This window comes from Streptosporangium heterodermiicola, from assembly GCF_051390675.1.
Classification (GTDB): Bacteria; Actinomycetota; Actinomycetes; order Streptosporangiales; family Streptosporangiaceae; genus Streptosporangium.
Genome location: NZ_JBPJSR010000004.1, coordinates 1 through 18,213 on the forward strand (window position 1 = coordinate 1; position 18,213 = coordinate 18,213).

The 18,213-nt window shown below is 69.7% G+C and carries 13 protein-coding genes; 1 reads left to right on the plus strand and 12 read right to left on the minus strand.

Annotated features, from left to right (window positions below; genetic code table 11):
- Positions 1-911: 911 nt before the first annotated feature.
- From ACSC1Q_RS09945 to ACSC1Q_RS09970, 6 genes are all read right to left on the minus strand, one after another.
- Positions 912-1,112 carry a hypothetical protein gene (locus ACSC1Q_RS09945; protein WP_436758372.1) on the minus strand — a complete coding sequence of 67 codons (201 nt, stop codon included), beginning with the start codon at positions 1,110-1,112 and terminating at the stop codon, positions 912-914.
- A 556-nt stretch (positions 1,113-1,668) separates the two neighbouring features.
- Positions 1,669-2,043: a helix-turn-helix domain-containing protein gene (locus tag ACSC1Q_RS09950; protein ID WP_436758373.1), complete on the minus strand. Its 375-nt coding sequence runs from the start codon at positions 2,041-2,043 to the stop codon at positions 1,669-1,671.
- Positions 2,043-2,414, minus strand: coding sequence for a type II toxin-antitoxin system RelE/ParE family toxin (locus ACSC1Q_RS09955; RefSeq protein ID WP_436758374.1), 372 nt, complete (start codon positions 2,412-2,414; stop codon positions 2,043-2,045). The genes ACSC1Q_RS09950 and ACSC1Q_RS09955 overlap by 1 nt, the downstream gene beginning before the upstream one ends.
- 548 nt (positions 2,415-2,962) lie before the next feature.
- Positions 2,963-3,262: a helix-turn-helix domain-containing protein gene (locus ACSC1Q_RS09960; RefSeq protein WP_436758375.1), complete on the minus strand. Its 300-nt coding sequence runs from the start codon at positions 3,260-3,262 to the stop codon at positions 2,963-2,965.
- Positions 3,263-3,267: 5 nt separating this feature from the next.
- Positions 3,268-3,579, minus strand: coding sequence for a type II toxin-antitoxin system RelE/ParE family toxin (locus ACSC1Q_RS09965; RefSeq protein WP_436758376.1), 312 nt, complete (start codon positions 3,577-3,579; stop codon positions 3,268-3,270).
- A 438-nt stretch (positions 3,580-4,017) separates the two neighbouring features.
- Positions 4,018-4,575 carry a YciI family protein gene (locus tag ACSC1Q_RS09970; RefSeq protein WP_436758377.1) on the minus strand — a complete coding sequence of 186 codons (558 nt, stop codon included), beginning with the start codon at positions 4,573-4,575 and terminating at the stop codon, positions 4,018-4,020.
- Positions 4,576-4,980: 405 nt separating this feature from the next.
- Between ACSC1Q_RS09970 and ACSC1Q_RS09975 the strand changes: the two genes are divergently transcribed.
- A complete protein-coding gene (locus ACSC1Q_RS09975; protein WP_436758378.1) occupies positions 4,981-6,141 on the plus strand; it encodes a glycosyltransferase 87 family protein in 1,161 nt (386 codons plus the stop codon).
- Between the two features lie 181 nt (positions 6,142-6,322).
- Here ACSC1Q_RS09975 and ACSC1Q_RS09980 read toward each other — a convergent pair whose 3' ends face one another.
- The 6 genes from ACSC1Q_RS09980 to ACSC1Q_RS10005 all read right to left on the minus strand — a co-directional run bounded on the left by ACSC1Q_RS09980 (position 6,323) and on the right by ACSC1Q_RS10005 (position 18,156).
- Positions 6,323-7,102, minus strand: a complete 780-nt coding sequence (locus ACSC1Q_RS09980) for an alpha/beta fold hydrolase (protein WP_436758379.1) — start codon at positions 7,100-7,102, stop codon at positions 6,323-6,325.
- Positions 7,103-7,291: 189 nt separating this feature from the next.
- Positions 7,292-9,643 carry an SDR family NAD(P)-dependent oxidoreductase gene (locus ACSC1Q_RS09985; protein WP_436758380.1) on the minus strand — a complete coding sequence of 784 codons (2,352 nt, stop codon included), beginning with the start codon at positions 9,641-9,643 and terminating at the stop codon, positions 7,292-7,294.
- Positions 9,644-9,732: 89 nt separating this feature from the next.
- Positions 9,733-11,067: a cytochrome P450 gene (locus ACSC1Q_RS09990; RefSeq protein WP_436758381.1), complete on the minus strand. Its 1,335-nt coding sequence runs from the start codon at positions 11,065-11,067 to the stop codon at positions 9,733-9,735.
- Positions 11,064-13,820 carry a KR domain-containing protein gene (locus ACSC1Q_RS09995; RefSeq protein ID WP_436758382.1) on the minus strand — a complete coding sequence of 919 codons (2,757 nt, stop codon included), beginning with the start codon at positions 13,818-13,820 and terminating at the stop codon, positions 11,064-11,066. Before ACSC1Q_RS09995 ends, ACSC1Q_RS09990 begins: the two co-directional genes overlap by 4 nt.
- A 14-nt stretch (positions 13,821-13,834) precedes the next feature.
- On the minus strand, positions 13,835-16,888 hold the full coding sequence (locus ACSC1Q_RS10000; RefSeq protein ID WP_436758383.1) for an SDR family oxidoreductase: 3,054 nt from the start codon (positions 16,886-16,888) through the stop codon (positions 13,835-13,837).
- Positions 16,885-18,156, minus strand: a complete 1,272-nt coding sequence (locus ACSC1Q_RS10005) for an acyltransferase domain-containing protein (RefSeq protein ID WP_436758384.1) — start codon at positions 18,154-18,156, stop codon at positions 16,885-16,887. The genes ACSC1Q_RS10000 and ACSC1Q_RS10005 overlap by 4 nt, the downstream gene beginning before the upstream one ends.
- Positions 18,157-18,213 lie beyond the last annotated feature (57 nt).

Here is an 18,213-nt window from a genome sequence, read left to right on the forward strand (position 1 = left end):
TCCACACCGTCGCTGCTGAGTCCGCCACCGAACCCAATCCAGAGCTTTCACCATCGGGCCATTAGCGGGCCATTAACCAGGGTGACGAGGGGGCAACCACGGTCACTCACGACCGGCCGAACACCCAGGTCGGCCGTCCCACTAGGCGTGATCGATGCACTTCCCAAGCTGACAGCGCGGGTTCGATTCCCGTCACCCGCTCCAACGCTAAGGCCCAGTTCAGGACATCAGTCCCGACTTGGGCCTTGTTGTTTTCACGGCCGTCTCTCACTCGCGTGCCAGATCCGTGCCAGATTGGTTGATCTTGGCATGGGGGGCCACCGACCATCAGGTCTACAGATCGCGGCGACCCCCACCGATGGACCTCAGTCCATGATCTGGTGCAGCAGGCCGATTGCCGCCAACCAGACAGGCACCCCGACCATGGGATTGGTCAGGAACGCCGCAGCAACAGCGATCGCGGACGAGACAGCAAGGATGGTTACCCACCTCTGAGGTAGGCGTCCATACCCATCGGCCGCAGATGCTTTGTCTGACGGAGATCCCCTCCGTACGCTCATCAACGACGTCCTCTCTTGTACCGACTAGCGAGGGACGTAAGAGCGGCTCTCTGCGCCAACAGAGAGCCGTTCGCCATTTGGGCGATCGGTGCGTCGCTCTCACGCAAGGAGCAGTAAAGCAGGACAGCGCTCTCTTCCCCACGATCCTGATCAACGATGCCTCTCTCGTATCGAGCATTGACGGACATAAGGGAGTGCCCTGTACTGCTCTGCGCCAGCAAGGAGACCGCTTACCGCTCGACATCCAGCACATAGATCCTGCACAAGAAGTACTAAAACAGGGCAAAGATCCCGGACTTGACAAGAGAATGCGCCCGAGCACTGAGCAGAGTTGCGGCATGTTCCGCTCCTTCAGGCATTGGGGGTGGCGGCAGGCAGCGATTCGGTTCCTCTCTTATCAGATTTAAGACCTTCCTTAACGATCTCCCCCAATGCGTCGGCGATGGCCCGATCCCGATCTTTGGTGGTGTGGAGATAGATCACGACGGGAAGATCCGGCAGGCGAAATCCACGGATGGCGTCTCCGCACTCTTTCGCTGCGTCTGCCGACATGGGATGATCTTCGCTGTGAACGAGCCGGAGAACGTCACTCCTCGCGAGACAAAGAGCGACTTAGAGACCGTGAGAGCCTGCGGGAATGTGGCCTTCACTCTTGGGGTGACACTGGCTCTCTCCTGCTCCTCATCGCCAATGATGGCGAACTACCCGACCAGGCTCTCACGGGAATGCCGATCTTTGCTGTCCTCGGCATCGGCCTACGAATCGAGGCGGCGATTCGGGAGCATGGACGCTAGCTTGACGGCAACCGCAGGACACTCCGAATGATCACGCCGGCGCATGCCCCCGCGCCCGTTGCGTGCCCGTCAGCAGGAAGAGCCAGAGGAACTCACGGCAACCGGAACACTCCCCCACAGGTCAGCGCTTCCCCAGCTCAGAGGCCAAGTGCTTTGGAAACTATCCAAGCTGACAGGGCGGGTTCGATTCCCATCACCTGCTTCGATATCAAAAGCCCAGCTCAAGAACGTGATCTAGAGCTGGGCTTTTCCTCGCCCCCTGGCGCCGACGACTCCCGAACAAGGCCGCCGCAGCTGAAGCTTGCAGGCTGGGCCTAGAAGTGGCCGCCTGCAGCTGATGCGCTCGTGAGCTGTCGGTGATGCACCGTTAGAGGCTCGATTTCGGTGGTGTCGTCGTCAACGACGAGCTCGACGCGGAACCGAACCCCCATTGCCGCACCGAGGCGCAGCAGCGTCGCTATATCCGGAATACCGCCACCGCCCTCGATGCGAGACAGGGCGGGCTGGGACATCCCGGAGCGCTCCGCTACGACCCTCTGAGACAAGCCTCGGCGCTTACGGATCTCACGCAACTGATCTCCGAGCTCCAGGTCACGGCCCGCCTGCTCGTACTCGGAGTGGGGCTGCGCATCCTCCTCCATCTCGCGCAGACGCTTCGCCTTGTAGGTCTCCCAACGGCTGTGCCCCATCATGCGCTCCTCTCGAACACGTGCGTGGTGGCCAGGTCATGCTCTGCCTCACACCGCTTCTTGGCAGCAATCGCTCGGTCGATGTCGGTGGTCTGTGTCCCATCCTGTGTCTTGCGGAAAACCGTCAGGATCACGATCACTTTGTTGGACGGCTTCCAGAAAGTCATCCGCCAGGTCGTACGGTCGAGAGCAACACGCAACTCGTGCACCCCTTCGGCGTCCTTCAGTTTCTTAACGTGATCCCCATCAGAAATGCCACCAGTGACGAGGTAGTCATCTACGTTCCGCATGACCCGCTGATAGAGCGGAAAGGAAAGTCCGTCCAGCCAAGACTCCACCTCCGGCTCCAGGTCGATCTCCCACTGAGACATACCATCAATAATATATACACTCGATGGTAACTCGCGGCAGAGATGAGCACCAGGCCCGACTTCGTGTCCACTGCTCGATCTTGGTTACCATCCCAGATCAGCCGCTACGCCCTCAGCTGAGCCCTTGGCCTGGCTGAGGCGATGGTTGGCCCCGCCGGCCGTTTGTTAGGCCTGTACGGGGTTGAGGTCAGAGGGTTCGCCTGCGTGATGGTTCGCCGTCCTGGTTAGGCCATCGCCATGGCACGTGGAGACTTCACCGATCACGCTGGCGCATGCCCCCGCACCCGTTGCGTGCCCGTCAGGAGGGAGATCACGGGGAATCGCGATCACTCGCCCTCTCCCCCGGAAAGTCAGCTTCTCCCCTGCTCAGCGACCAGGTGCGTTGGAGACATCCCAAGCTGGCAGCGCGGGGTCGATTCCCGTCACCCGCCCCACGCCCAAAAGCCCGGTTTCGGGATGGATTTCGAGCCTGGGACTGATCTTTTCCGGTATCTCGACGACCACCTGTGCCGTTGCGTACTCGATGACTTCAATGCCTCTTCAGCGGATCAGCTCGCTTCACGCAGCGGCTGGAACTGGACGCTGAGCCGCATCTCCAACGCTTCCGCGAGCCTCTCCAGCATCGGAATCGTCGGCATCGTCCCGCCTGCCTCGAACCGCGCCACCGCGGGCTGCTTCAACCCTGTGCGCTCGGCCAGTTCGGCCTGAGTCAGCCCGAGCTGTTCGCGGCGCAGCCGTACCGCCTCACCGAGCTCGAAACGGATCCGCGTCGCCTCGTACGCGGCCCCCGCGCCGGGACGGCTCATGATTTCCTCCCGCTTGTCGGCCCACGTCTTACGCTCGCCCATTCCGCTCACTCCTCGTCTGCCGTGTGAGCCTCAGCGATGCATCGCTGCATGGCCCGCCACGCACGCTCGACTTCGGCGGTCTCACGCATCCGCTGCTTACGGAAGACCGTCAACAGGATGATCCGCCTGCCCGGTGCGATGCAGTAGCTGACGCGCACCGCCTCTCGTTCAAGGTGAAACCGCAGCTCACGTAACTTGCCACGCAACTGCCGGGTGTAAGGCTCATCGAGCAGGACACACCGCTCGGCCAGCAGGCCGACATAGAACGCCGCCGTCTCCTGACCTTCTTGATCAAGCGTGTCGAACCACTTGTCCACCTCTGGCTCCAGCCCTACTCCTCCCCAGGTCATAACACGGACGTTATACAGCGGGCAAGCGCCACATCCGCGGATCACGCGAATCCACAGGGACCAAGCGCTCCGGTCGGATGGCCGACCCGAATCCGCTTCTCCGGCGGGCAGACCGAGGCGATCAGGTGGGCAGGGTGCGGGTGTCGTACGGGTAAGACCAGGTCGCGAGCTGATCGCCGGGCCATTGGCCAGGGCGAGAAGGGGCCGAACAAAATTACTCACGACCGGTCCAAAGCCAAGGCCGGCAGTCCTGCCAGCTGTGATCGATGCACTTGCAAGCTGACCGCGCGGGTTCGATTCCCGTCACCCGCTCCACGCTTCGAGGCTCAGGTCAGGGATGGATTCCCGACCCGCGCCTCGGTCGTTTCCAGGACTGTTCGACCTTCTCGGGCCATGGCTCCGCGATCACCCTGCGGGCATCGCACCGGGTCTGCCGCCGAAGCGCCGGGGGTGTATCTCCGTGCGGCCCCCGCCGACCGGCAGCAGTGTCGCGGCGGCCTCCCGGTCCGGCGCCTCCACCATGGCCGCTCGGCCGATCCGCGCCTCACCGTCAAGGGCGAGCAGCTCGCCGTACACGATCATGTGTTTCGACGTGACCGGTGCGGGGTCGGACTCGCCCATGGTGATCACCAGGAACCGGCCGCAGCCGTCGACGGCCTCGGTGAAGTCCCACATGGTGCGGCCCAGGGCGTTGTGAAAGCGGCACAGCGGCACCGACTCGAAGACACCGGCGCGGTAGTACGGCTCTTCGTAGGCGAACGTGCGAGCGGCCTCCGCGTCCGGGAGGTCGACGATGTGCAGGCTGCCCGTCGACTCTGCGTCGTCTCCATCGCCGGTCAGCGTGGGACCGCGGGCGACCAGCAGTTTCCCGTACCCGTCCATGAAGGACCGGTGGTCGCCGTTCAGGCTCATCTTGAGCTCGAAGGCACCGGGGCGGTCGCGGCCGTACACGAAGTATTCCACGGTCGTTCAAAGTAGATGATCGTGGCGGCGAAGCCTCTCCTGGCCGAATCCGTATCCATTCGTATCCTCGTCATCAGGTCGGAGCGTCGTTCCACTTTCCTTTGATGCGGGCCCTGACAGCGCTGGCCCCGATGGCGCCGGCCACCACCGAGCATATCCGCTGACAGACGATCGACGCGCATGATCCCTTCCTGTTATCAGTAAGGAGACACTCCTTTCTGGTCACACCAGAACCCCGATTGGTGAACGGTCGGCACAGGCAAGGCACGACAAGCTTTTGACAAGGCGGCGTGACTAACGTGCACCACAGCTGAGTCGGGAGTTGCCATGCCTTCTTTGGTGTCAGCCGGTCCGCGCATTCGTTTGGGCAAGAGGGACGGCGGCTCTTTCCAAATAGCGTGCGGTGTGTTGATCGCGTTGGGTGGCGCGCTGACAGCCTTCGCCTTCAACGCGATCCACGCGAGGGGCTGGATTGATCTGGAGGTTTACCGGGAAGGCGGAGCGGCGGTACTGCAGCGCACCTCTGTCTACAATTTGATCATAGGTGACAACTGGCTGAAGTTCACCTATTCACCGTTCGCGGCAATGCTGTTCACGCCTCTCGCCCTGGTCGGAATGGAGATCGCCGTCGCCCTCTGGGTGCTGATCTCCATACTCGCCCTTGAGGTGGTGATATGGATTCTCGTCGGCCGTACCGCGGTGAAGAGCCGTAGTCGCCGGGCGACTCACACGTTGCTGGGCGTTGTCGCGATGCTTCCCTTGTACCCAGTAGCGCTAACATTATGGAACGGTCAAATAGGTATCATTCTGCTGCTGGCGATAGTTGTGGATCTGACGCACGGCAAAGAAAAGTGGCACGGTATAGGAACGGGAATCGCCGCAGGCATCAAGCTCACCCCGCTGATATTCATCCCCTATCTTCTCATCACGCGTCGTTTCCGGGCCGCCCTGATGACCGGCCTTGGTTTTCTCGGCACGGTGATACTCGGATTCCTGCTGCTGCCGGCCGATTCGCGTGATTACTGGGGTGGCGCGTTCTTCGACACGCAACGGGTGGTCGCCGAGCAGAGCGCGAATTTTTTCAATCAATCGATTCGCGGCGTGCTTCTGCTCATGCCCGGCTCCTGGCCCACCGTGCCCCTCTGGCTCGCCCTGTGCGCGGTGATCGGCACGGGCGGACTCCTGGTCGCCGCGTGGACCGCGAAGAAGGCGGGCGAGCTCGCCGGGATCACCGCCTGCGCCGTCGTGGGGCTGCTCGTCTCACCCGTTTCCTGGCCGCACCACTGGGTCTGGTGCGTACCGCTCCTGGTGCTCTGGGCACAGCGCGCCCAGCGCGTGGACGCCCCCCTTGAGAAGGCGGGCGTGGGGTTCCTGTGGCTCATCTTTCTACTGCCCGGATACATCACCCTGGCGACACTTTTCATATATCCATCCCACGTCGGGACGTGGCTGACGGCGCTTATGGGTAGTTATCCGCTCAGTGGATTGTTGACATTGCTGGCGCTCGCGATTTATTTCGGCCGGAGCGATTGGCGGCGAAGAAGGCTCGGGTCGATCGACGACTAGAGACCTTCAACGGTCAGGGTTGCATGACCTGACCTCGGCGTGAGTCGGCAACCGTTCGGCTCCCGTCACCCGCTCCAGGCCTCAAGACCCAGGTCGGACGGAATCCCCAGCCCCCTGAGACTTGATCTTTCCGGGGAGCGACACTCATTCGTGTGCGAGGTTCGTGTCGCCCGCACGGCTCTCAGGCGGCCCCGCGGAGGAAGAACTCGGCCAGTGCGGGGGCCAGCACGTCATCGGGGACGCCGTGCCAATCGCCCTTCAGGGGCAGATGACGACCTTGCGGAAGAGCCGCCGCCGTCTCCTGAGCCCAGCCGCGCAGGCGTTCGTCACTGGATTCGCTGTTGATCACCAAGGCCGGCACGACGACGGATCGAAGCGTGTCGGAAGAGACGGCTTCGGTCGTGCGACTGTCGTAGGCGAGGGTGTGCGCGATGCCCTCCAGTATCGGGAAGAAAGGCGCCTGTCGCATGCCCGCGGTCATCTCGGGGGGAACGCCGATGCTTGTGTGGAAGTGCTCGACCGCATCGGCTCGGCGACCGGCGGCGACCAGTGCCTCGATCTCGGCCGCGAGGTCACCTTCCTGTGACGGCTTGTCGAGGGCGATCGGCGGCTCAAGGAGCGAAATCATCGAAATCGGCAGCCCGGCCACCGCTCCGAGCAGGGCGAGGATCGCGCCGGAGGAGAACCCGTGGACGAACGCAGGCCCACCGGCCCCCTCGATCACGGCCGCCAGGTCCTCTACCTCCCTTTCGACCGCGTACGGCTGCGTGTCTCCGCTCTCGCCACGCCCGCGCCTGTCGTAGATCACGACCGTGAACCTGTCGGCGAGGTGTTCGGCGAGTGACTTCATGGGGCCGAACTCGCGGAATCCGCCCGCCGCGTCGACCAGTACGAGCGTTGGTCCCGTTCCCGTCTGTTCGAATCCGATCCGCGTACCGTCGCGTGACGTTGTCGTCGCCATGATGATCCCTTCGCACAGTGGCCTCGGACGCTACAGAGCTCCACCGACAATTTCGAGACAGGGAAAAGGTCGCAAGCGTGATCGCGTACCGGATGCGTGCCGGAACAGACGGGGAATCGCCCCGCCCCGATCCGTGCTCCCGTTTTCCCTGCTCAAGCCCGCGCGGCCCGGCCGGCGCGTCACAGGCCGTCAGCTCCCCCGTTCCACCCGCGCGATGAACAGTACGGGCTCGCCCGCCCGCGAACCGGCCCAGCCGCCTTCCACGGGTAGCAGCCGGTCCACGTGCTGCGCCCCTGGGCGGGGCACGATCCGGTCGATGGTGAGGAGGTCGCCGGTCACCGGGCCGGCCGCGCGGACGGCGGCCTCCAGGGCGGCGGGCGCGATGCCGTGGGCGGGTGGGAAGGGGGTCGTCCACAGGTCGGCGGCCGTCACGACGGGCAGCGGGTCGGCCGCCGTCCCGAGGACGAGCCCCGACCAGGCCAGGCGGCCGCCATCGTACGTCTTGACGGCGGGCGGGGCCGGGGCGGGGGTAGGGGGCAGGGGAGGGATCTCGGGGGGTTCCGGCTGGTAGAGCAGGCGCATCGAACCGGCGACCGCGCCGTCGGCGGCGGTGATCGTGACGTGGACCGTCCAGCCCTCCTCCGTCATCTCGCCCACCGCCGACGTGGTGAACCGGCCGCCGTCCAAAATCAGCGCCGATGGGTGTATCCGTATGTCGTGCACCGAGGCCAGGTGCTGCAGCGGCCAGCCGGGGGGTACCACCCAGTCGGCGACCGAGCATGCCTGCTCCAGCAGCACCGACACCGGCAGGGCCGGTCGGCCGTCCACCGTGAAGTCGGCGAGGCAGGGGTGGGAGCCGGGGCGGTGGACGATCGAGCCGCGCAGTGAGCGGAAGGGCAGGAAGTCCTCGACCTCACCGAGGAAGTGCGCCAGGCCGTGCAGCCGGGGCAGGTCGGGGTGGCCGGTGAACAGCCAGAAGCCGCGCAGCTGCGTGGGCACCAGCGCGCCGCCCACCTGGCCGATGAACATGACCTCGCCGGTGCCGCCGGAGCGGAGCTCGTCGATCCAGCGGCGCACGCCCTCGGCGGGGTCGAGGGTGGACACGTACCGGACCGCCGCGTCGTAGTTGGCGATCACGCCCAGGCGCTCCCACGTCGGCCAGCAGAGCGTCTGCGTCGGCAGCCCGTACGTGTTCCGTGCCCAGAACCCCAGCCGCGACAGCGCCTCGTTGCCCGCCGCGTAGTCGATCTGGCCGATCATGCCGCCCATGCGCCCGGCCAGCGACCCCACGTTGCAGAAGACCTTGAGCGCCGCCCGCCGCTCCGGCGTGGCGAGCACCGCCCTGGTCAGGGACGCGAACCCCGACACCTTCACCTCGACGGTGCGCACGACCTCCTCGGGGGTCTTCCTGTCGAGCCTGGTCGGCAGGTCGATGCCCGCGTTGTGCACCACCGCGGCCGGGGCCGGGAGACGGGCGAACAGGGCGTCCACCTGCTCCTGCCGGACGCAGTCGCACGCCTCGTACGCGATGCGCAGGCCGTCCCGTTCGGCGGCGGCCAGGTTGGCGGCGACCTGGCGCAGCTCCGACTCGCGCTTGAGCGCCGCCCGCGTCTCCCGCAGGGCGTCGGCGGTGCGGGCGGCGGCGATCCGGGCGCGGCGGTGGGCGTCGTAGCGGTCGTCCGGCAGCGTGAGCCAGTCCGCGGCGGGCAGCTCGTCGCGGCCCGTCACCACGACGCGGCAGCCGAACCGCTCGGCCAGCCCGCGCGCCAGGGCGAAGCCGACGCCGCGCGCGCCTCCCGAGATCAGTACCAGGTCGCCGGTGTCCAGGTCCAGGCGCGGCGGTGGTTCCGGGCTCGGCAGGGCGGTGAGCGCGTGGCGCACGCCGCGCCGGTAGCCGATCTCGAACAGGTCCCACGCCGCCAGCTCGGACTCCAGCAGCCCGGCGAGCCCGTCCGGGTCGGCGGAGTCGACGTCCAGCACCTTCACCGCGAGGTTGGGCAGCTCGCGGGGCAGGCACTTGGCGAACCCCGCCCAGATGCCGCCCAGGGGTGTCTCGATCGGCCCGTCGTCGTAGCCCATCAGGCCGCCCAGGTGGGTGACCGCGACGTAGCAGCACCGGTCGGCGCGCGACTCCGCCTGCCAGGAGGCGTAGCGGCGCCGCACCACGCGGGTGGTCCTGGCCAGCGCGTCCCGCCACTCGCCGCCGCCGAGCCGGTACGGGACGCCGGTGACGTTCAGGTCGACGATCCCGTCCCAGTCGCCGTGCTCCGGCTCGCGGCCGGGGGCGCACACGTCGGCGCCGAGACGGCTCGCCAGCCGTACGGCCAGGTCGGTGTCCGAGCCGACGACCAGCAGCCGCCGCGCCACGGGGGACGGCGGCGGGAGCGGGTGCGGCACCGGCTCCCAGACCATGCGGCGCACGGGCCGCACGAAGGAGCCGGTCTCGAACGAGACCAGGTGCGGCCGGACCGCCGCCACGGCCGTGTCCGCTCCCGCGGGACCGCCGGAAACCCCGGGCGGCCGGACCACCGTCCCAGTCATGTCCGCTCCTGTACGACCGCCGGAAGCCCCGGGCGGCCGGACCGCCGTCACGGCCGTGTCCGCTCCTGTACGCCGGACCTCCGTCACGGTCATGCCCGCTCCTGCACGACCGCCGGGAGCCCCGAGCTGGGGAACAGCGTGATGTAGTGGCCGCTGCGCACCTGGCGCGCGCCCGGCAGCCGCAGCCGGTAGCGCCGCGACAGCATCGCCACCGCCGTCACCAGCGTCGCCATCGCCAGTCCCTTGCCGACGCACATGCGCCGCCCTCCCCCGAACGGCAGGAAGGCGTGCTTGTGCCGCTGGTCCTGGGCGTCGTCCAGGAAGCGCTGCGGGTCGTAGGCCTCCGGGTCCGCCCAGTGCTCGGGCGAGCGGTGCGTGCCGTACACGCTGAGCAGGACCGTCGTTCCCGCCGGGACGTGCCGCCCGGCCAGGGTGTCCGGCTCGACGGCGTCGCGGGGGAACTGCCAGACCGGCGGGTGCAGGCGCAGCGCCTCGTTCACCGCCGCCGTGGTCTGGGGCAGCTCGCCCAGCCGCTCCAGGTCGGGCGGCCCTTCGGCCAGCACCTCGTCCACCTCGCGCTCGACGGCGCGGCGGGCCTGCGGGTGGCGGGCCAGTTCGTACATGGTCCAGGCCAGCGCCTGACCGGTGGTGTCGGAGCCGGCCAGCAGCAGCGTGCGCAGGTTGTCCGAGACCTCCTTGTCGGACAGTCCGGCGTCCAGCAGCAGCCCGGCGGCGTCCGTGCCGTGCTCGCCGGCGGCCCGCCGCTCCTCGATCACCTCGCGGATGATGGTGTCGAGCACCCGTTCCGACCATTTGCGGTCGCGGTGGTAGCGCGTCGGCACGAAGGACGGGATCAGCGCCGAGACGCCCTTGATCGTGCTGGTGTATATGACCTTGTTGGCGATCGCGGCGGCCCGGGTGTAGTCGGTGCCCGACAGGTCGCGGCCGACCAGCGCCATGCCCATGACCCGCGCGGACACGTCCATCAGGCCCGGCGCGACGTCCACCACCGCGCCCGAGGCGGCGTGCCCCGACCAGGTTCGCAGCAGTTTCTCGGTGGCGGTGACCGCCTCGCGGGCGCTGCCGGTCACCCGCCGGGGGGTGAAGGCCGGCTGCACCGCCTTGCGCGGGCCGCGCCAGTCGTCGGTGTCGAGCGTCAGCAGGCCCGACCCCATCATGCCGAAGAACCCCTGGTAGAGGGTGCCGCGCTGGTAGTTGTCCGGGTTGACGCGCAGCACCCGCTCGATCGCCTCGGGCTCGGTGACCTGGACGAACGGGATGGGCAGCTGGACCGACACCAGCGAGTCGCGTTCCTGCATGGACAGCGTGTAGGCCAGCGGGTCCTTGAAGTAGGGGATGGCGTCGCCGATCACCGGCAGCCCTCGCGGGCCGTGGGCGACCGGGCAGGTCCCTTCGGGGTTCATCGGCGCTCCTCGCGGTCGAATCGCTCGTCGAATCGCTCTCTGTCGACGTACTCGCCGGTCTCCTGGTCCACGTAGCCGACGACGGCGCCGATGATGTCCTTCACCTGCAGCAGCACCTCGCCGCTCGACGCGACCGCGATGGCCCGGTTGTCCGGCTCCGGGTCCTCCAGGTCGAGGTCGACCGGGGTGACGTACAGCTCCACCGGCTCGGTCAGCGCGGCGAGTGTCAGGTCGGTGTGGCCGCCGTACAGGTCGACGCGGCGGATCGAGCGGGGGATCGCGACCGGCGTCCAGCGGCCCGCCACCCGTTCCAGGACGGCCACGCGCACCAGGCCGTCCAGCGTCACGGACGGGACCAGCAGGTCGGGGAACCAGCGGCGCAGCGCGGGCGCGTCGAGCGCGAGCCGGCCGCGCCGCCCCAGCGGATGCGTCCGGGTGCCGGTCGTGGACTCGAACACCTCGCGCAGCAGGACGTCGGACCCCGGCACGTGGTACGGGTCGCGCAGCGGCCTGCTGCCGTGCTCGTCCCAGTGCGCCCACGAGGGGCCGGGCACCGGGGCGTCGCGCAGCCGCACCGTGACCGAGAAGTGCAGCCGGTCGCGGGCGACCGTGACGCCGTTCGGGGCGACCACGTCCCCCAGCACCCGTACGGCCACCACCGACTCGTGCTCGTCGGCGCGCAGCAGCCTGGCGGTGAGCCGCTTCACCTCCGGCCGGTCCGCGCGGTAGATGCGCAGGAACGACTCCAGCCGCAGGTCCTCGAAGACGACCGGCACCCGGCCCGGCACGAGGGCGACGGCGGCCTGCGCCGCCAGCTCGGGGACGAACGTGCCCGGCAGCGTCGGGTAGCCGCGGACCTGGTGGAGGTCGAGGTATCCGTCCCGTTCCAGGGAGAACGTCCGCTCGGCCACCAGCTCGGCGGCGTCGCGGCGCAGCACCCGGTCGATGTACGGCAGGGGCCGCGTCGCGGCCGCCGAGAACTCCAGGAACTCCGGTACGGCGGCCCTGATCGCGGCCCGCTCCTTGGCGCCGAAGAACACGGTGACGGGCGCGTCCGGGGCGGCGGCCAGCTCGGCCATGAAGTGCTCGACGCCCTCCTCGGTCGGCGTCGGCGTGAACTCGCCGCTGCCCTCCAGGAAGTCGCGCATCAGCGGCGACGCTCCGAGGCCGATGTCGCGCCAGAGCGTCCAGCCGATGGTGAACTCGCCGGTGGCGTTCATGGCGGCCGTGTTGAGGAAGTCGTTGGCGGCGCCGTAGTCGGTCTCGCCGCGCTGGCCCGTCAGCCCGATGAACGAGCCGAAGTTGCACCACAGGCGCGGCTCGCGACCACGGGTCGCCTCTTTCAGGTTCAGGTACGTGCGCACCTTGAGGTCGCGTACCACCCGGAAGTCCTGGACGGACTTGGCGGTGACGTCGGAGGCCCGGTTCGTGCCCGCGATGTTGAGCAGCAGGTCGATGGGGCCGTCCACGGTGGCGAGGGCCCGCTGGACCGCGTCGCCGTCGCGCAGGTCGCAGCGCAGGTAGCGGACGCGTCCCGGCCCGCACAGCCGTTCCAGCCCGGCCAGCGTACGCCGGATCTGCCGGGCCTCGCCGAGCCGGTCGTACCGGGCGTTCGCCTCCGGCACCGAGACTCCCTGCCGCAGCTGGGCGCGGATGAACGCGCTGCGGTCGAGCTCCTCGTCGCCGTCGTCGGGGAGTTCGGAGCTGCCCAGTATCACCAGGCGCGGACGGTGGCGCGCGGCCAGCGCCTCCAGCACCGGGGCGCCGATGCCCCGCGCCCCTCCGGCGGCCACGACCAGCGCGTCCTCACCCAGCGACGAGACCGCGAACGGCGGGACCGTAGACGGCAGGACCGTATGCGGCGGGACCGTAGACAACGGAACCGTGTGCGGCGGGACCGTAGACGGCGGGGCCGGGGTGGGCACCGCTCTTGGCGTGAGCCGCAGGCCCCCCGCGTGGTAGGTCACCGGGATGAGCCGCCGCGCGCCCAGCTCGGCGCTCACCGTGGCCAGCACCTCGTCGAGCGGCACGTCCTCGTGCACGGTGGCCAGTACGTCGGCGCCTGGGAACTCCAGCGCCAGGCTCTTGACCAGGCCCGTGAACAGGCCGGTGAACGGCAGCGGCACGCCCGCCGCCGTCACGCCGCCCACGACGCTCACCACGAACGAGCCGCCGTCCAGGTGGGCGGCGCACTCCTTGGCCTTCAGGAACATGCGTTCGTGCAGGTCGAGCAGCTCGTCGACCGCCGGCGACCAGCGGGCCGCCCGCAGGCGGGGGTCGGTGGCGTCCACGAGCAGCCTGACGTGCGCGGACACGCCGTCGTCGCGGCCCGTCCCGAAGCGCGGCGCGTTGGTGAGCACGACGGCGTCCGGCGGGATCGCGGGCGGGGCCGTACGGACGGGACGGCGCGGGTCGGGGGCCAGTTCGAACACGTGACGGTCCAGCAGCCGCTCCGGCTCGCGCCTCGCGACGTGCTCGGTCTTCCGCGCGTCTTGCGTGGCGGGCTCGGGGGGCTCGGGGGGGCGCGTGTCCCGCGCGGCGGGTTCGGTCTTCCGCACGTCCTGCACGTCCTGCGCGGCGGGCGCAGGGGGCTCGGGGGGTCGTGTGTCCCGCGCGGTGGGTCTCCTCAGGTTGATGAGGCGCGCGCCGGCGCCGGGATCGGGCCTGAGCTCGATCGTCCCCTCGCCGCCGCCCTCCAGGAACGCGATCAGCTCGCGGGCGCCCTGCGCGCCCAGCAGATTCGCCCTGCTCATGCCGTGGCCTCCAGTCATGCCGTGGCCTCCAGCCTCTCCTCGGCGACCGCCTCGACGGACACCTCGGCCAGCACCGGCAGTCCCTCGGCCAGAGCCAGCGACTCGCGGGTGACCGCGAACAGGAACGTGCCCTCGCCGATCGGCCCGCAGCCGAGCAGGTCGCCCCACGACCGCAGGCTGTTGCCGTTGCTCCCCGCCACCAGGACGACGTCCACGTCGCCGAAGTCCAGATAGCGCCCGGCCAGGTCGAAGGCGTCGGCCAGCGAGGCGGCGCCGCCGTCCACGGCGATGTTGAGCCCGCGCAGGTCGAAGTAGCCGCTCAGCCGGGCGGCGATGACGTTCGGCATCTCGCCGGGGAAGGAGTCCTCGTCCGGCGGGCCGATGAGCCCCGTCACGCGCTCGCGCAGCTCCACCGCCCGTTCACCCGCCAGATGGCCGAGCTCGTCCAGGTGGGCGCGCACGGCGTACAGGACGGCGTTGCGTGTGGGCCCGGTGTGGCCGACGACCACGCCGGTCGTGCGGCTGTGACGGGCGCAGAACTCACGGACGCGCGGCTCCAGCCGCTGCATGCACTCGATGATCATGAGTTGGGTACGGTCGGTCGCCCGGATGGTGGACGCCGGCAGCCGCAGGCGGGCGAACGGCGGATGCGGATAGCGGTCGCCGAACGAGTCCGGCTGGAGGTGCCGTCCGCGCGCCCACGCGCCGACCTGCTCGTTGTCCTCGGCCCCCGGCACGTGCGCCGACCAGCCCACGATCACCATGGGCTCTCCGTTCCTGGCCCCGTAACCCGCTTGAGCGGGCAGGCCCGGCCGGAACTCCTGCACCAGCAGGTGCGCGTTGGTGCCGCCGAAGCCGAACCCCGACACGGCGGCCGTACGCGGCCCGTCCGGCCGGGACGGCCACGGCACCGGCCGGGTGGGGATGGTCAGGTTGCACGTCTCCAGGCCGAAGGCGTCCGGCGCGGCCGAGAAGCGGTGCTGTGGCGGGATCACCTCGTGCCGCAGCCCCAGCAGCGCGTGGATGACCGACACCACGCCCGCCGCCCAGCCGGTGTGGCCGATCAGCGACTTGTTCGAGGTCACCCGTACCTGACGGGTCCCGGTGTAGGCGGCGCGCAGGCTCAGGAACTCGGCCTCGTCGCCCGCCGGGGTGCCCGTGGCGTGCGCGATCACCCAGTCGACGTCGTCGGCGCCGACACCCGACTTGCCGAAGGCGCGGGCGATCGCCAGTTCCTGGCCCGCGCTGGACGGCGCGTAGATCGCTTTGCCCTTGCCGTCCGCCGACAGCCCGACGCCCGCGATGAGGCCGTGCACGGTGTCGCCGTCCGCCAGCGCCCGCGACAGCCGCTTCAGCACCACGACGCCGGCGCCGTCGGAGAACAGCACGCCGTCGGCGCTCCTGTCCAGGGCCCGGACCTCGCCACCACGCGACAGGCCGTGCAGCTTGGAGAACAGCACCGAGCCGCCGGGGGCCAGCGCGAACGCGCCGCCGCACACGGCGACCTCGGCCCGGTCCGCCAGGAGGTCGCGCAGCCCCAGATCGATGGCGTAGAGGGAGGACGAGCACGCGGTGTCCACCATGAGCAGCCGCGTGTCCGCCGGGAGCAGGCCGTCGATCGCGCCCGCGCCCACCCGGTGCGGGAACGGCTCCGACCGGGAGGCGTCGCCGTGCGGCAGCACACCGGGGCCGCCGAGTTCCCGGTCCACCAGCGCCTCCTGGAGGTGCTGGCTGCCGTCGGGGGTGTAGCCGAAGCAGGCGGTGAAACGGTCGGCGCCCCGCCTGGCCACGCCCTCCAGCGCCTGGTGGACGCTGTGCCGCAGCCACAGCGTGGTGTGGTCGAGTCCGGCGTCCGGGCGTTCGGCGGCCAGGGCGGGGTGCGGGGTGAAATCGGTGATGAAGCCGGAGCGGCGCTGGTAGGTCTTGTCGGGGGCGCCGGGGTCGTCGTCGTGGAAGCTCGCCAGCGGCCAGCGGTCCGGCGGGACGTCCACGAACAGGTCGGCGCCCTCGGTGAGCAGCCGCCAGAACGCGTCGGGGTCACCGGCGCCCGGCACGGCCAGCCCCATCCCGACCACCGCGATCGGGTCCACTTCCTGGATCCGCTCCGTACGCGACTCGTGCCCGGGCTTGGGGTTGGGGCTGGGGTCCGACGCGGGCTCGGACGTGGGCTTGGACTCGGACGTGGGCTCGGGCTCGGATGCCGACTCGGGCTCGGACCGCGACTGCGCGGGCTCTGGCGCGGGTTCTGGTACGCGCTCTGACGCGGACTCTGGTACGCGCTCCGATGCGGGCGCTGGCGCGGGGGTCGGTGACAGGGCCGCGCGGTGCAGCGACATACCGCCGTCCGCGACCACCGTCTGTCCCGTGACCCAGGCCGCGCCCGGCGAGGCCAGCAGCAGCACCAGGTCCGCCAGGTCGGCCGGGGTCGCCAGCCGGCCCATCGGGGTCGCGGCCACGGCGTTCGCGCTCATCGAGTCGAACCCGGGGAACATCCGCCCGACCGGGTTGTCCAGCAGCCCGGCGGAGGCGGTGTTCACGCGGATCCCGTCCGGCGCGAACTCGGCGGCCAGGTAGCGGGTCAGCGCCTCCAGCGCGGCCTTGGACAGCCCCACCGGCAGGTAGTTCGCCGGCGCGTACACCGCCCCGACCGAGGAGACGTTGACGACGCAGCCCGCGTCCGAGCGCGCCAGCAGCGGGCGGGCGGCGCGGGCGCACCACAGCGCGCCCTTGACGTTGGTTTCGTACGCGTGGTCCAGGTGCTCCTCGGTGAGCTCGTCCCAGCCGACGAAGGTGCCCGCGGCGGCGTTGTTGACCAGCAGGTCCAGCCGTCCGTACGCCGAGGTCACCTCGTCGAACATCCGGCGCACCTGGTCCTGCTTGGCCACCGACGCCCTGATCACCCGGACGCCGCCGCCCAGCTCGGCCGCGAGTTCCTTGGCCGCGTCGTAGGAGTGGAAGCAGTTCAGCACCACCGTGGCGCCGGCCTCGGCGAGCGAGCGCACGAGGTGCGCGCCCACGCTGCCCGCGCCGCCCGTGACAAGGGCCACCCGGCCCTCGAACGCCGTCATGCCGCGTCCGCCCTGGCCAGCGAGTCGACCACGAAGTCCACCACCTGGCCGAACGTGCGGTAGTCGGACATCCGCAGGTTCTCGGGGCGCGGGCCCAGCTCGAACAGGAGGCCGAGCCGGCTCATGAGCTCCACGCGCTTGACCGAGTCGACGCCGAGGTCGGCCTCCAGCTCGGCGTGGTCCTCGAAGACCTCCTCCGGGTACTCCAGGGTGGTGGCGTAGAGGTCGCGCACGCGGGCGGCGATCGCCTCCCTCGACCGCGCGACGGCGCTTCCGGCTTCAGCGGGAGCGGTGAGGCTTCCCGCGACGACCGCCTGAGCGGTGGCACCAGCGGCGACCACCATGGTGGTGGCGCCATCAGCGGGAATCGCCCGGGGGGCGGGGTTCTCGACGGTCACCGACCGGGGGGCGGGGGTCTCAACGGCCACCGACCGGGAGCCGGAGTTCTCAACGGCCACCGGCCGGGGGGTGGCGGCGGGGGCCAGGAAACGGCCGGTCTCCCGCAACGTGTCCACGTCCGGCAGCAGCGGCGTGTGCACGGACGCGGTCCGGTGCGCCGACCGCACCCGTGACGTCAGCGCCCGCCCCGCGCCCACCTCCACCCAGACGCCCGCGCCGGAACGGTGCAGCCGCTCCACGGCGGCGCCGAAGCGCACCGGCGTGACGAGATGGGAGGCGAGCAGCTCGCCGAGGTCGTCCGAGTCGCGGTAGTAACGGCCCAGGATGGGCGAGAAGACGGGCACGCCCAGCCCGCGCCGCCCGTACCTGGTGAGCCTGCGGCCCAGCTCCTGCCCGGCGGCGGCGAGCAGCGGGCTGTGGAACGGATGCGGCGCGCGCAGCGCGGTGGCGGCCAGGCCCACGGCGCCGGCGATCGCGGACGTGCGCCGCAGCGCGTCGGCCGGCCCCGACACCACCGTCTGCTCCGGCCCGTTGTCCGCCGCGATCACGGCCCCGGAGGTGGGCAGCAGGTCCAGGATCTGCTGGGCCCGCTCCGCCTCGCAGCCCAGCGCCAGCAGCCCGCCGCCGCTGCTGTCGTGTTCGCGCAGCGCGATGATGCGGTGGCAGAGGATCTCCGCGCCCTCGGCGACGTTCAGCGCGCCACCGGCGACCAGCGCCGCGATCTCGCCGAGGCTGTGCCCGACGAGCACGCTGAACCGCGCTCCCTCCTCGGTGAGCGCGCGGTGGGCCGCGGTGGACGCGGCGAACACGGCCAGCTGCAGGACGTCCGGCGCCTCATCCAGCAGCCGCTCCAGGGAATCGCCGGACAAAGCGCGGTCCAGTCCTTTTCCCAGCATTCCCCGGGCCACGTCGTCAATGGTGTCAAC

Bases quoted from the DNA above. Each gene is read 5' to 3' on its own strand.
- ACSC1Q_RS09985 (WP_436758380.1), bottom strand. From the start codon at position 9,643: ATGACTGGGACGGTGGTCCGGCCGCCCGGGGTTTCCGGCGGTCCCGCG.
- ACSC1Q_RS09955 (WP_436758374.1), bottom strand. From the start codon at position 2,414: ATGTCTCAGTGGGAGATCGACCTGGAGCCGGAGGTGGAGTCTTGGCTG.
- ACSC1Q_RS09990 (WP_436758381.1), bottom strand. From the start codon at position 11,067: ATGAACCCCGAAGGGACCTGCCCGGTCGCCCACGGCCCGCGAGGGCTG.
- ACSC1Q_RS09950 (WP_436758373.1), bottom strand. From the start codon at position 2,043: ATGGGGCACAGCCGTTGGGAGACCTACAAGGCGAAGCGTCTGCGCGAG.
- ACSC1Q_RS09980 (WP_436758379.1), bottom strand. From the start codon at position 7,102: ATGGCGACGACAACGTCACGCGACGGTACGCGGATCGGATTCGAACAG.
- ACSC1Q_RS09960 (WP_436758375.1), bottom strand. From the start codon at position 3,262: ATGGGCGAGCGTAAGACGTGGGCCGACAAGCGGGAGGAAATCATGAGC.
- ACSC1Q_RS09945 (WP_436758372.1), bottom strand. From the start codon at position 1,112: ATGTCGGCAGACGCAGCGAAAGAGTGCGGAGACGCCATCCGTGGATTT.
- ACSC1Q_RS10000 (WP_436758383.1), bottom strand. From the start codon at position 16,888: ATGACGGCGTTCGAGGGCCGGGTGGCCCTTGTCACGGGCGGCGCGGGC.
- ACSC1Q_RS09995 (WP_436758382.1), bottom strand. From the start codon at position 13,820: ATGAGCAGGGCGAATCTGCTGGGCGCGCAGGGCGCCCGCGAGCTGATC.